11 protein-coding genes are annotated in these 12,589 nt (G+C 67.0%); 8 read left to right on the top strand and 3 right to left on the bottom strand.

What is annotated here, in order from left to right:
- Positions 1-113 precede the first annotated feature (113 nt).
- Genes AC1DVA_RS11925 through AC1DVA_RS11915 form a run of 3 tightly spaced genes read left to right on the top strand, consistent with a single transcriptional unit; the run spans position 114 to position 2,811 of the window.
- Positions 114-1,229, top strand: coding sequence for an aminotransferase class I/II-fold pyridoxal phosphate-dependent enzyme (locus AC1DVA_RS11925; RefSeq protein WP_265050294.1), 1,116 nt, complete (start codon positions 114-116; stop codon positions 1,227-1,229).
- An 18-nt stretch (positions 1,230-1,247) separates the two neighbouring features.
- Positions 1,248-1,865, top strand: a complete 618-nt coding sequence (locus tag AC1DVA_RS11920; RefSeq protein WP_265050293.1) for a helix-turn-helix transcriptional regulator — start codon at positions 1,248-1,250, stop codon at positions 1,863-1,865.
- Entirely contained in the window at positions 1,858-2,811 is a 954-nt protein-coding gene (locus tag AC1DVA_RS11915) for an ornithine cyclodeaminase family protein (RefSeq protein ID WP_476806022.1), read from the top strand. The genes AC1DVA_RS11920 and AC1DVA_RS11915 overlap by 8 nt, the downstream gene beginning before the upstream one ends.
- Before the next feature lie 118 nt (positions 2,812-2,929).
- On the opposite strand, the gene AC1DVA_RS11910 is transcribed toward AC1DVA_RS11915, so the two are convergent.
- Both AC1DVA_RS11910 and AC1DVA_RS11905 read right to left on the bottom strand, forming a co-directional pair.
- Positions 2,930-4,039 carry an aminotransferase class I/II-fold pyridoxal phosphate-dependent enzyme gene (locus tag AC1DVA_RS11910; protein ID WP_265050291.1) on the bottom strand — a complete coding sequence of 370 codons (1,110 nt, stop codon included), beginning with the start codon at positions 4,037-4,039 and terminating at the stop codon, positions 2,930-2,932.
- A gap of 150 nt (positions 4,040-4,189) precedes the next feature.
- Entirely contained in the window at positions 4,190-5,434 is a 1,245-nt protein-coding gene (locus AC1DVA_RS11905) for a Zn-dependent hydrolase (RefSeq protein WP_476806021.1), read from the bottom strand.
- A 175-nt stretch (positions 5,435-5,609) separates the two neighbouring features.
- Between AC1DVA_RS11905 and AC1DVA_RS11900 the strand changes: the two genes are divergently transcribed.
- Positions 5,610-5,891 carry a hypothetical protein gene (locus AC1DVA_RS11900; protein ID WP_265050289.1) on the top strand — a complete coding sequence of 94 codons (282 nt, stop codon included), beginning with the start codon at positions 5,610-5,612 and terminating at the stop codon, positions 5,889-5,891.
- A gap of 185 nt (positions 5,892-6,076) precedes the next feature.
- Here AC1DVA_RS11900 and AC1DVA_RS11895 read toward each other — a convergent pair whose 3' ends face one another.
- Positions 6,077-7,498: a M20 family metallopeptidase gene (locus AC1DVA_RS11895; protein ID WP_265050288.1), complete on the bottom strand. Its 1,422-nt coding sequence runs from the start codon at positions 7,496-7,498 to the stop codon at positions 6,077-6,079.
- A 419-nt stretch (positions 7,499-7,917) separates the two neighbouring features.
- Here AC1DVA_RS11895 and kdpF point away from each other — a divergent pair, with 419 nt between their 5' ends.
- The 4 genes from kdpF to kdpC all read left to right on the top strand — a co-directional run bounded on the left by kdpF (position 7,918) and on the right by kdpC (position 12,550).
- Positions 7,918-8,007 (top strand): K(+)-transporting ATPase subunit F, encoded by a 90-nt coding sequence (kdpF, locus tag AC1DVA_RS11890; protein WP_265050287.1) that lies wholly within the window; start codon positions 7,918-7,920, stop codon positions 8,005-8,007.
- 34 nt (positions 8,008-8,041) lie between these two features.
- The gene (gene kdpA, locus AC1DVA_RS11885; RefSeq protein WP_265050286.1) at positions 8,042-9,745 is read left to right on the top strand and encodes a potassium-transporting ATPase subunit KdpA; all 1,704 of its coding nucleotides are present in this window, start codon (positions 8,042-8,044) and stop codon (positions 9,743-9,745) included.
- A gap of 165 nt (positions 9,746-9,910) precedes the next feature.
- Positions 9,911-11,968 (top strand): potassium-transporting ATPase subunit KdpB, encoded by a 2,058-nt coding sequence (gene kdpB, locus AC1DVA_RS11880; protein WP_265050285.1) that lies wholly within the window; start codon positions 9,911-9,913, stop codon positions 11,966-11,968.
- Between the two features lie 12 nt (positions 11,969-11,980).
- On the top strand, positions 11,981-12,550 hold the full coding sequence (gene kdpC, locus AC1DVA_RS11875) for a potassium-transporting ATPase subunit KdpC (RefSeq protein ID WP_265050284.1): 570 nt from the start codon (positions 11,981-11,983) through the stop codon (positions 12,548-12,550).
- Positions 12,551-12,589 lie beyond the last annotated feature (39 nt).

The raw sequence follows: 12,589 nt of genomic DNA, 5'->3' as shown, positions 1-12,589 counted from the left end.
GATAGCAATCGGAGATTGGACTGTAAATTCCAAAATTGACCTTGACGTCCAAATCACGCCCATCATACTCGCATGAGAGCTGCGGCCGGCCGGGCCGCCACGGGATGGGCAGCATGAAGATCGAAGAATTCAGCCTGGAGCGTATCCAGTCGCTCTACGAGAACACCGTGGAGTTCAACCTCTCGGATAGCGGCGTCCATCCCTATTCGCTCAACGAATTGCTCAGCGCCGAGCAGCGCGCGACGCTCATGGATGTCGAGCTCGGCTATGGCTGGACGAACGGCGCGGTCGAATTGCGCGAGGACATCGCCAAGCTCTACCGCAACCGCAGCTCCGACGAGGTGATCGTCACCAACGGTTCGGCCGAAGCCAATTTCCTGATGGTGATGTCGCTGATCGAGCCCGGCGACGAGATCATCGTCTTCGCGCCGAACTACCTGCAGATCTGGGGTTGGGCGCGTGCGATCGGCGCCACCGTGAAGGAAGTGAAGCTGCGCGAAGAGCTGGGCTGGACGCCCGATCTGGACGAGGTTCGAAAGGCGATCACGCCGCGCACCAAGCTGATGACGATCTGCAATCCTAACAATCCGACCGGCAGCCTGCTCTCGCGCGAGACGATGGACGCGCTCGTCGAGATCGCCCGGGCGCAGGGCTGCTACCTGCATGCCGACGAGGTCTACAAGGGCGCCGAGCTCGAGGTCGATGAGCCCCCGAGCTTCGCCGATCTCTACGAGAAGGCGATCATCACCAGCGGGCTCTCCAAGGCCATGGCGCTGCCGGGCCTGCGCATCGGCTGGCTGGTCGGGCCTGCCGCGGATATCTACACGGCCTGGCAGAACAAGGACTACACCTCGATCACGACCAGCGCGCTGAGCGAGCAGATCGCGCGTATCGTCGTCCAGCCGGCCAAGCGGGCCGAGATCCTGCAGCGGAGCAAGACCATCCTCCGGGAAAACCTCGCATTGCTCACGAGCTGGGTGAAGGCGAACGAGGAGTTCTTCTCCTTCGTGCCGCCCAAGGCGGGCGGCATGGCCTTCATCAAGTACAGCCACTCGATGAACTCGACGGAGCTGGTGCATCGACTGCGCGAGGAGCGCGGCATCATGCTGCTGCCGGGCGACGTCTACGGCCTCGACGGCTATATCCGCATCGGGATCGGCGCGCCGGGCGAGCATCTCTCGGCCGGGCTCGAGCGGCTCAGCGACTATCTCAAATCGCAGCCGCGCTGACGCGCCGGAGGGTCGAGCATGACGCCGGAACTCGCTCCCTACGTGCCGATCTGCGATGCGGTCGCGCTGCTGTTCCGGCCGCATGCGGAGGTTGTGCTGCACGATCTGGCATCGCAGAGCGTCGTCCATATCGCCGGGAACTTTTCGCAGCGCGTGCTGGGCGAGCCCTCGCTGCTCGACGAGATCGGCTTCGATCCCGACGAGACGACGATCGGCCCCTATGAGAAGGTGAACTGGGACGGGCGGCGGCTGAAATCGATCAGCGTCGTGCTCTCGGCCGGGGGCAAGGCTGCCGGCGTGCTCTGCATCAATGTCGACGTCTCGCATTTCCATGCGCTGATGCAGACACTCTCCGCCTTCGCGACCGTGCCGGCCGGCACCGAGAAGCCGCAGGCGCTGTTCAAGGAAGACTGGCACGAGCGCATCAACGAGTTCGTGCAGCAATGGACGCAGGCGCGGGGCTTGGCCGTGACCAATCTCAGCCGTGCCGAGAAGCGCGAGCTGGTCGCCGATCTCGCAGCCAACGGCGCCTTCGGCGGTCGCAATGCCGCCGCCTATATCTCGCGCATCCTCGGGCTCGCGCGCGCCACCGTCTACAACTACCTCAACCAGGCCAACGGATCGCCGGATGCTTGATCTGACGCGGGCCGAGATCGAGGCCGCCGTCGATCTCGACCGGGCCTTCGCCGCGCTGGAGGACGGGTTCAGGGCGGCTGCGGCGGGGCGCGTGCAGATGCCGCCGGTCGGCTATCTCGGCTTTCCCGCACATAACGGCGACTGCCATATCAAGTTCGGCCATATCGCTGATGATCCGATCTTCGTGGTCAAGATCGCGACCGGCTTCTACGATAATCCAGCCAAGGGCCTGCCGACCACGAGCGGCATGATGATCGCGCTCTCGGCCGAGACCGGCGCGGTCGTCGCCATCCTGCGCGACGAGGGCTGGCTGACCGATCTGAGGACGGGGCTGGCAGGCGCCATTGCGACCCGTGCCGGGATGCGGCGGGACGCACGGATGATCGGCGTTGTGGGCGCGGGCACGCAGGCGCGCTTCCAGATTCGCGCCGCCGCGCATCTGCTGCGGGAGCGCGAGCCGCGCTTCGCCGCCTGGGCGCGCTCGCCCGAGCGGCTCGAGGCATTGCGGCGCGATCTGGCAAAGGGTGGCATCGCCGTCGAGCCGGTGGACGATCTGGAGGCGTTGTGCGCGCAATCCGATGCGCTGATCACCACGACGCCGGCTGCGGGACCGGTTATCCGCGATGAGTGGATCGGGCCGGGGGTTCATATTACCGCGCTCGGGGCCGATGCGCCGGGCAAGCAGGAGCTGGAGACGGCGCTGGTCGCGCGCGCCGATATCCGGATCGCAGATTCGCTGGAACAGAGCCTCGACCATGGCGAGTTCGCTCCGGCTGCGGCCGGCGGGCTGATCGGCCGAAGCGATTGCGTCGAGCTTGGGGCCGTGCTGGCTGGACAAGCGCCCGCTCGCCGTTCCGATCGCGACATCACCATCGCCGACCTGACCGGGCTCGCGGTCCAGGACATCGCGATCGCGCGTGTGGTGCTGGACGGGATCACGCGCTGAACGGCCGTCTCCGCCATCATTCTCGGGCTTGACCCGAGAATCTCTGGAAAGTGAGGCGCAGGAGCCTCCTTCGGCAGGAGATGCTCGGGTCAAGCCCGAGCATGACGGCAGGCCGTTATCAGCCTTTGTGCCGGGCCAGAAAACGATCCAGCCGCACCAGACCCTTCTGCAGCGTTTCGGTCGGTACGCCGATCCCGATGCGGATGTGGCTCTCGATGCCGAACCAGCTTCCGGCGACGACGAAGACGCTCTCCTCCTCGCGCAGCTTCTGCGAGAAGTCCTCGGACGACATTTCCAGCGGATAGCGCAGGAAGGCCATGCCGCCGGCTTCCGGGCGACGCCAGGACCAGTCGTTGTGCCGCGCCATCCACTGGCCGACGAGATCGGCGTTGGTGCGCAGCAGATCGCGGCCGCGCGAGAGCAGGCGCCCGCGCGTTTCCGGGCGCATCACCTCCGCCGCGAGGATCTGGCTGAGGATGCCGCTGCCGATGGTGGTGTAGTCCTGCCGCTCGGCGGCTGCCGCGACGACGTCCGGCGATGCGACGATCCAGCCGAGCCGAAGGCCGGGGCAGGCGAAGGATTTCGACAGGCTGCTGGTGATGACGACCTTGGGGTAGCTGCCCCAGAGCGTTTCGGTCTCCGCGCCTTCGATTTCCCCTCCGCGATAGATCTCGTCGACGATCAGCCAGGCGTCGTTGCGCTTCGCGGCTTCGACGAGGGCCGCGCGGCTTGCGGCGGAAAGGACGCTGCCGGTCGGATTGGCGGGGTTGGTGACGGCGATGGCCTTGGCACCGGCCGCGACATCGACGAGGCGCGCGGGGTCGATCTGCCAATCGCTCTCGCCGGACAATTCCAGCCGGCGGATATCGAAGCCGAGCGCGCGGCCGAGGCCGTCGATCTGCATGAAGTTCGGAAGGGCGACGACCAACGCGTCGCCGGGCTCGAACAGCGCCATCAGGGCGATCATCGTCGCCTCCGACGAGCCATTCGTCACCAGCACGTTGGCGGCGGTGGCGCCCGGATACCAGGAGGCGATGTTGGCGCGCAGGTCCGGCCGGCCGTCGGTCCAGCCATAGCCGAGCGGCTGCCTGAGCAGGTCGCGCGCGGCCTCTTCGCCAAGGATATCCTCGATCGCCCAGGGGTGGACGCCGCTTTCGGTCAGGTTGATCTCGACGTCGTTCTCGAAGAGCGTCTGGTTCCGCTCCATCTGGAAAATGTCGAACTTCACGAAAGCCTCCGGCCGATGCGGCGTCGGTGCCCGTCGCATGAGCCGGGCGTCACTCGCGATCTGTGAAGCTCCCCGTCGGCAGGGTCAAGTCAATTTTGGACAATAAATCCAATTTGGACTGATTGTTCATGTGATCGCAAGGGCTGCCCATCAGCGATCGGCTCGCGCCACCACGGCCCGCAGCAGCACGTTGAGGCCGGGTTCCAGATCCTCGCGGGTGCTGAGTTCGTTGTTGTTGTGGGTGATGCCGTTCTTGCAGGGCGCGAAGATCATCGCGCTCGGCGTATGCCGGGCAAGGAAATAGGCGTCGTGCCCGGCCTGGCTGAGGATGTCGCGCGTGCGGTAGCCGAGAGCGAGCGATGTCTCGCGGACGAGGCCGATCATCTCCTCGGCGAAGACCTTGCCGCCCCAGCGCCAGGTGTCGAGAATCTCGATGCCGCAGGAGGCGCGGGCGGCGGCCTCATGGGCGGCGCGCAGCATGCGCTCGGCCATGACGGCAGCGGCCTCCGGGTCGGCATGGCGGACATCGCAGGTCACCTGCGCCCAGTCCGATATGATGCCCGGCTTGTTCGGCCAGGCGACGAGGCGCGCTGCCGTCGCCTTGCCGCCGCTGCCGGCGAACTCCCAGCCGAGATCGTCGACGGCGGTCAGCAGCCGCGCGCCCGCGGCCAGGGCGTTGCGGCGCTTTTCCATCGGCCAAGGGCCGGTATGGGCCGTCTCACCGCGGAACTCGACGATCGTCCCGGTGCTGGCGTAGCCGCCGGTGACGACGCCGACCTGGAAGCCCTCGCGGTCGAGGATCGGGCCCTGCTCGATATGAAACTCGAAATAGGCGTCGAGCGGCGGCGGGGCGGCCTGAGCCTCGCCGGCATAGCTTACGCGCTGAAGCTCCTCGCCCATCGACTTGCCGTCATCGTCGCGGCGCTCCTGCGCCCAGTCGAGCGTGTAGACGCCGGTGAAGACGCCGGAGCCGACCATCGGCGGCGAGAACCGGCCGCCTTCCTCATTGGTCCAGTTGACCAGTTCTAGCGGGCGGCGCGTGCGGTGGCCGATGGCATCCAGCGTGCGGATGACTTCGAGCCCACCAAGGACACCGGCGATGCCGTCGAAGCGGCCGCCATTCACCTGCGTGTCGAGATGGCTGCCCATCATCACCGGCGGCAGCGTGTCGTCCTGGCCGGCGCGGCGGGCGAAGATGTTGCCGATCGCGTCGATCCGGACGGTCAGGCCGGCCTCCCGGCACCAGGCGACGAACAGATCGCGTATCTCCTTGTCGGCATCGCCGAGCGCGAGGCGCGAGAGACCGCCGGGACGTCCGACGCCGATCTCGCCCGAGCGTTCGATCGTCGTCCAGAAGCGCTCGATATCGACGCGTGCAGAGGCGGGAAGGGGCATCGGGCTGGTCCTCGGATCGACTGGCTTGACGCGAAACTCTGGCCGGCGGAAGCCGCCGCAAGCAAGGGCCGGCGGCGCATCGCGGCAGTTGCCCAGGTCATGGCTGCAATTCCGCATGCCTTGCCGGGAACCTCGGGGACCCTATATCGGTTGCCCAGCCATGTTCGAATCGCCCATGCCTACGCCCAATTTCCGCTTTCCCGGTGTCCTGAATTCCCAGGAACTTCTCGTCGCAGAAGCCGTCCAGGCCAGAGCCTGGGCCACATTGGGGCATGATCAGAGGCTCGATACCGAGCTCGAGACCGAGGCGCGTGATCGCCTCGGGCGCATCATCCTGCAGTTGATGTCGAGCGGTTCCGGCTCGGTTTCCGATCTCGCTGCGGCCGCCGTCGCCGAATTCAAGGCGACCCGACCGGCGATCCGCGTCGATGTCGCCGCCCAGCACCGGCGCGGCTGAGAATTCTCCATAGCGCCTTGCGCGGCCGCCTTGTCGGACGGCCGCGCAGGATGAGTTGACGTCTCAGCGCACCGAGACATCCAAGCCGAAACACGTCTCACCCAGCGTTCTGATCGTGCCGGGATTGGCGCCGGCAATGGCCTTCGATTGGCCTTCGGCTCGGTGCGCGCTCCGCCGCGAAAGGCTCAATGCGCGGCCATGTCGAGCGGCGGCTCGACATCGTCGGTGATCGGGTTGGCGAAAGGGTTCCTGGCGCGGAAGGCCGCGAACTCGTCCTTCGCCGCCTTGAGCAGAGCGGGATCGCCCAGCACGTCCGAGGCGACGCCGGCCATGGCCTTGGCGGCGAGCGCGAGACCCTTATGCGCGGCAGGAGCGAGGCCCTGCGCCACGAGCTGCCAGGAATGGCCGGGCGTGCCGACGGCATAGCAGGCGGTGCGGCACTGCACGGTCGGGACGACCCAGCTCACCGTGCCGACATCGGTCGAGCCGACCGAGGTGTCGCTGCCGGCGCCGAGCGGGTAGATCTCGTCGCTCAGCGCCTCGCCGGCTTTCGGCTTCATGCCGAAGCGGGCATAGGCGGCGGCGATGTCCTCGGCGCTCAGCGTCTTCTGGAACTGCGCGGCGAAGGCATGGTCGGCGGCATCGAAGCCCGGGCCGCCCAGTGCCTGCAGGTTGGCGTGCATCGTCTGTTCGAGCGGACCGTTGCCAATGAGGTTGGCGTCGCCCGATAGCTGCTTGGCGACGACCGTGGTCTCGCTCATCAGGGCCGCTCCCTCGGCGATCTTCTTCACGCGAGCGACGAGGTCCCACATCTCGGCGAGCGTGGCAGCGCGGATCAACTGGCGGGTGGTCGCCCGGGCCTGGACCACGTTGGGCGCGATGCCGCCGCTGTCGATGATGGCGTAGTGCACGCGCGCCGTCGAAGGCATGTGCTCGCGCATGTAGTTGACGCCGATATGCATCAGCTCGACGGCGTCGAGCGCCGAGCGGCCGAGATGGGGCGCCGCGGCGGCATGCGAGGCGCGGCCGCTGAAGGTGAACTCGATCTCGACGCAGGCGAGCGAGAAGGGCCGGTTGACGCCGTTGAACGAGGCCGGGTGCCAGCACAGCGCGATGTCGACATCGTCGAACGCGCCGGCGCGGACCATGAAGCCCTTGGCCGAGCCGCCTTCTTCCGCCGGGCAGCCATAATAGCGCACGCGGCCCTTGATGCCGTTGGCTGCGAGATAGTCCTTCACCGCGGCGGCGGCGAGCAGCGATGCCGAGCCCAGCATGTTGTGGCCGCAGCCATGGCCGTTGCCGTTCTTCTCGACCGGGGCTTCGCTGGCGACGCCGGCTTCCTGGCTCAGCCCCGGCAACGCGTCGTATTCGCCCATGATCGCAATGACCGGACCGCCCTCGCCAGCCTCACCGATGACCGCGGTCGGAATGCCCGCGACACCGGTCGTGACGCGGAAGCCCTCGCTTTCCAGCATGGCACGATGCTCGGCGGCCGAGCGGACCTCCTGGTAGTTCAGCTCGGGCATGTGCCAGATGCGGTTGGAGAGCCCAAAATAGGCCGGGGCCTTGTCGTCGATCAGACGCCAGACGTCCTTGCTGTTGCTCATGGGAAGGCTCCTCCTGCATGGGCCGGTCTGCCCAAATTCGCGCCAGCTTCTGACACGGCGCGAGGGCGGGTCACAAGCGACGCCGCGACGGGCTTCCCTGCGTTTTCGGCAGGACCGGCGCCTCGTGGCTGCTGCGGCGCCGATCATAGGCGCGGCTTGGGCGTGCGGAAATTCCTATAAGTTCTTTATTTCCCCGCGACCGCCCCCGTCTCGAACGGCTATGGCCGCAGCGCGATATTCGCCCCGAACCGCCGATCCCATCGCAATGGCATCGGCGCTCGCCGCCGACGCTCGGTCGGCGGCCGCGATCTTCGGGGTTTTCTGATGATGGACACCATCGCACTCGCCATCGGGCTCGTCTTCTTCGGGCTCTCCTTCGCCTATGTCGCCGCCTGCGACGCGCTCTAGGGGAGGGTCGGATGCTTCTGGACCATGTCCTCGGCGGGGCAGTGGCGCTGTTCCTGCTCGCCTATCTCACCTACGCGCTGATCCGCCCCGAGCGGTTCTGACGGCAGTTGCCTCTCACAAATCGGAACCTCATCCATGACACTCAACGGATGGATCCAGATCCTGCTCTTCTGCGGGATCGTCGTTGCGCTCGCGCGGCCCATCGGCGGCTACATGACGCGCGTCTTCGCCGGCGAACGCACGCTGCTGTCGCCTGTCCTGAAGCCGGTCGAGCGGCTGCTCTACACCTCCGCGGGTACGCATGAGGACGAGGAGCAGCACTGGACCGGCTACGTCGCGGCGATGCTGCTGTTCAACCTGGCGGGCTTCCTCGTGCTCTACGCCATGCAGCGCGTGCAGGACGTCCTGCCGTTGAACCCGGCGGGGATCGGCGCGGTACCGGCGGACCTCGCCTTCAACACGGCCGCGAGCTTCGTCGCCAACACCAACTGGCAGAACTACGCCGGCGAAAGCGCGATGTCGTACTTCACCCAGATGGCTGGGCTCGCGGTGCAGAACTTCGTCTCGGCGGCGACTGGCATCGCGATCGCGGTCGCGGTGATCCGCGCCTTCGCGCGCCGCTCGACCCGGACCCTCGGCAATTTCTGGGCCGATCTCGTCCGCTCGACGCTCTATATCCTCCTGCCTCTGTGCATAATCGGAACGCTCGTCCTCGTCTGGCAGGGCGTGCCGCAGAACCTCAGCCCCTACACCGTGGCGACGACGCTCGAAGGCGCGCAGCAGACGATCGCGCAGGGGCCGGTCGCCTCTCAGATGATGATCAAGCATCTCGGCACCAATGGCGGCGGCTTCTTCAACGCCAATGCGGCGCATCCCTTCGAGAACCCGACCGCGTTCACCAACCTGATCCACATGGTCGCGATCTTCGCGATCGGCGCCGGCCTGACCAACGTCTTCGGCCGCATGGTCGGCAACGAGAAGCAGGGCTGGGCGATCTTCACCGTGATGGGCCTGCTCTTCGTCGCCGGCGTCGTCGTCTGCTACTGGGCCGAGGCCTCGGGCAACCCGCTCGTCCAGGCGCTCGGCCTCGACGGCGGCAACATGGAAGGCAAGGAGGCGCGCTTCGGCATCACGCTCTCGGCGCTGTTCGCAGTCGTCACGACCGCTGCCTCCTGCGGCGCCGTCAACGCGATGCATGACAGCCTGATGCCGCTCGGCGGGCTGATCCCGCTGATCAACATGATGCTCGGCGAGATCATCATCGGCGGCGTCGGCGCCGGCTTCTACGGCATCATCCTCTTCGTCGTCATCGCCGTCTTCGTCGCCGGGCTGATGGTCGGACGTACGCCGGAATACCTCGGCAAGAAGATCGAAGCGAAGGAGGTCAAGATGGCGATGCTCGCCGTGCTGTGCCTGCCGCTCGCGATGCTCGGTTTCACCGCCGTCGCCGTCGTGCTGCCGGACGCCGTCGCCTCGATCGCGAATCCCGGACCGCACGGCTTCTCCGAGGTGCTCTATGCCTACACCTCGGCAGCGGCCAACAACGGCTCGGCCTTCGGCGGGCTCACCGGCAACACGGTCTGGTACAACCTGACGATCGGCATCGCCATGCTGATGGGGCGCTTCCTCGTCATCATCCCGGCGCTGGCGCTGGCGGGCTCGATCGCGGCCAAGAAGACCGTGCCGGAATCGGCCGGAACCTTCCCGACCCATGGCCCGCTCTTCATCGGCCTGCTCATCGGCGTGATCGTCATCGTCGGCGGCCTGACCTTCTTCCCGGCGCTCGCGCTCGGCCCGATCGTCGAGCACCTGGCGATGCTCGCCGGCCAGAGCTTCTGAGGAACGGTCCATGCGCACCGACACCGGGCCACGCCCTTCCACCCTCATCTGCGGAGCGACGATCGCGGTTCTGCTGATCGCCATCGTCTTCCACACCCTCTCCCTTCTTCTCGCCGCGGTCTGACCCGTCTTGGGTCCCGCGCACGCCACGACGGAGCTTTCGTCATGAGCCATTCCAGATCCGGCAGCATCCTCGATGCCCGCATCCTCGTTCCGGCGCTCGGCGGCGCCTTCCTCAAGCTCGACCCGCGCAGCCTCGCCAAGAACCCGGTGATGTTCGTCGTCGCCGTCGTCTCGGCGCTGACCACGATCCTGCTCCTGCGCGACTGGCTCGCCGGAGCGGCCCATCTCGGCTTCTCCTTCCAGATCGTGCTCTGGCTCTGGTTCACGGTGCTGTTCGCCAATTTCGCCGAAGCCGTGGCCGAAGGGCGCGGCAAGGCGCAGGCGGATTCGCTGCGCCGGGCGCGTGCGGAAACGCAGGCCAAGCTGCTCAGCGGCAACGACCGCAGCAACTACAGGCTGGTGCCGGGACCGAGCCTCAAGCTCAACGATGTCGTGCTGGTCGAGGCTGGCGACATCATCCCCTCCGACGGCGAGGTGATCGAGGGTATCGCCTCGGTCAACGAGGCGGCGATCACGGGTGAGTCCGCCCCGGTCATCCGCGAATCCGGCGGCGACCGCTCGGCCGTGACCGGCGGCACGCAGGTGCTGTCCGACTGGATCCGCGTACGCATCACCGCGACGGCGGGTTCGACCTTCATCGACCGCATGATCGCGCTGGTCGAAGGCGCCGAGCGCCAGAAGACGCCGAACGAGATCGCGCTCAACATCCTGCTCGCGGGCATGACGCTGATCTTCGTGCTGGCCACCGCGACGATCCCGAGCTTCGCCAGCTATGCCGGCGGCGCCATTCCCGTAATCGTCCTCGTCGCGCTGTTCGTGACGCTGATCCCCACGACGATCGGCGCGCTGCTTTCCGCGATCGGCATCGCCGGTATGGACCGGCTGGTGCGCTTCAACGTGCTCGCCATGTCCGGCCGCGCCGTCGAGGCGGCTGGCGACGTCGATACGCTGCTGCTCGACAAGACCGGCACGATCACGCTCGGCAACCGCCAGGCGACCGCGTTCAAACCGGTTCGGGGCGTCAGCGAGCATGAGCTGGCCGATGCAGCCCAGCTCGCCTCGCTCGCCGACGAGACGCCGGAAGGGCGCTCGATCGTCGTGCTCGCCAAGGAAGCGCATGGCATCCGGGCGCGCGATCTCGTCGCGCTGCACGCCAGCTTCGTGCCCTTCACCGCGCAGAGCCGGATGAGCGGCGTCGACCATGACGGCTCCAGCATCCGCAAGGGCGCGGTCGATGCTGTCCTGAACCATGTCCGCGCCGCGGGCACCGGCGGCGATTCCGAGGCGGTGCGCGAGGTGCAGGCATTTGCGGAGGAGATCGCCAAGGCCGGCGGTACGCCGCTGGCGGTCGCTCGCGACGGCAGGCTGCTCGGCGTCATCCAGCTCAAGGATATCGTCAAGGGCGGCATTCGCGAGCGCTTCGCGGAACTGCGCCGCATGGGCATCCGCACGGTGATGATCACCGGCGACAATCCGATGACCGCCGCGGCCATCGCGGCCGAAGCCGGCGTCGACGATTTCCTCGCGCAGGCCACGCCCGAGAACAAACTCTCGCTGATCCGCGAGGAACAGGCCAAGGGCAAGCTCGTCGCGATGTGCGGCGACGGCACCAACGACGCGCCCGCGCTCGCCCAGGCCGATGTCGGCGTCGCCATGAACACCGGCACGGTGGCGGCGCGCGAGGCCGGCAACATGGTCGATCTCGACAGCGATCCGACGAAGCTCATCGAGATCGTCGAGATCGGCAAGCAGCTCCTGATGACGCGCGGCGCGCTGACGACCTTCTCGATCGCCAACGACATCGCGAAGTATTTCGCCATCATCCCGGCGATGTTCATCGCCTTCTATCCGCAGCTCGGCGCGCTCAACTTCATGCAGCTCGCCACGCCGCAGAGCGCGATCCTCTCCGCCATCATCTTCAACGCGCTGATCATCGTCGCCCTGATCCCGCTGGCGCTGCGCGGCGTGAAGTACCGGCCTGTCGGCGCTGGCGCGCTGCTCTCGCGCAACCTGCTCGTCTACGGCCTCGGCGGCATCATCGTGCCGTTCATCGGCATCAAGGCGATCGACATGGCCGTCACGGCCATCGGCCTGATCTGAAGGATTCCAGCCATGCTGAAGCATATCCGCCCCGCGATCGTGATGATCGTTACACTCACCGCCATCACCGGTCTCGCCTATCCGCTGGCGATGACCGGGCTCGCCCAGGCGCTGTTCCCACGCCAGGCCGCAGGCAGCCTGATCGAGAAGGACGGCAAGGTGATCGGCTCCGAGCTGATCGGCCAGTCCTTCGCTGATGCACGTTATTTCCACGGCCGGCCCTCGGCAGCTGGTGACGGCTATAACGCCACGAGCTCCGGCGGCTCCAATCTCGGCCCGACCAATCCGAAGCTGACCGAACGCATCAAGGGCGATGTCGCGACGCTGAAGGAGGAGAACCCGAAAGCCGCCGTGCCGATGGATTTGGTGACGACATCGGCCAGCGGGCTCGATCCGCATGTCTCGCCGGAGGCGGCTTACTTCCAGGTGCCGCGTGTCGCCAAGGCGCGGGGGGTCGGCGAGGCCGATCTGCGCAGCCTCGTCGCGGCCCATGTCGAGGGGCGGCAGTTCGGCATCCTGGGCGAGCCGGTGGTCAACGTGCTGAAGCTCAATCTCGCTCTCGATGCGGGCACGGCGAAATAACGCTAAGGAAGAGCGCGGTGGCCGGAGCGATCCTGCCGC

Source organism: Allobosea sp. P4_C6 (assembly GCF_056402015.1).
This window is presented reverse-complemented; position numbering and strand designations above follow the sequence as displayed.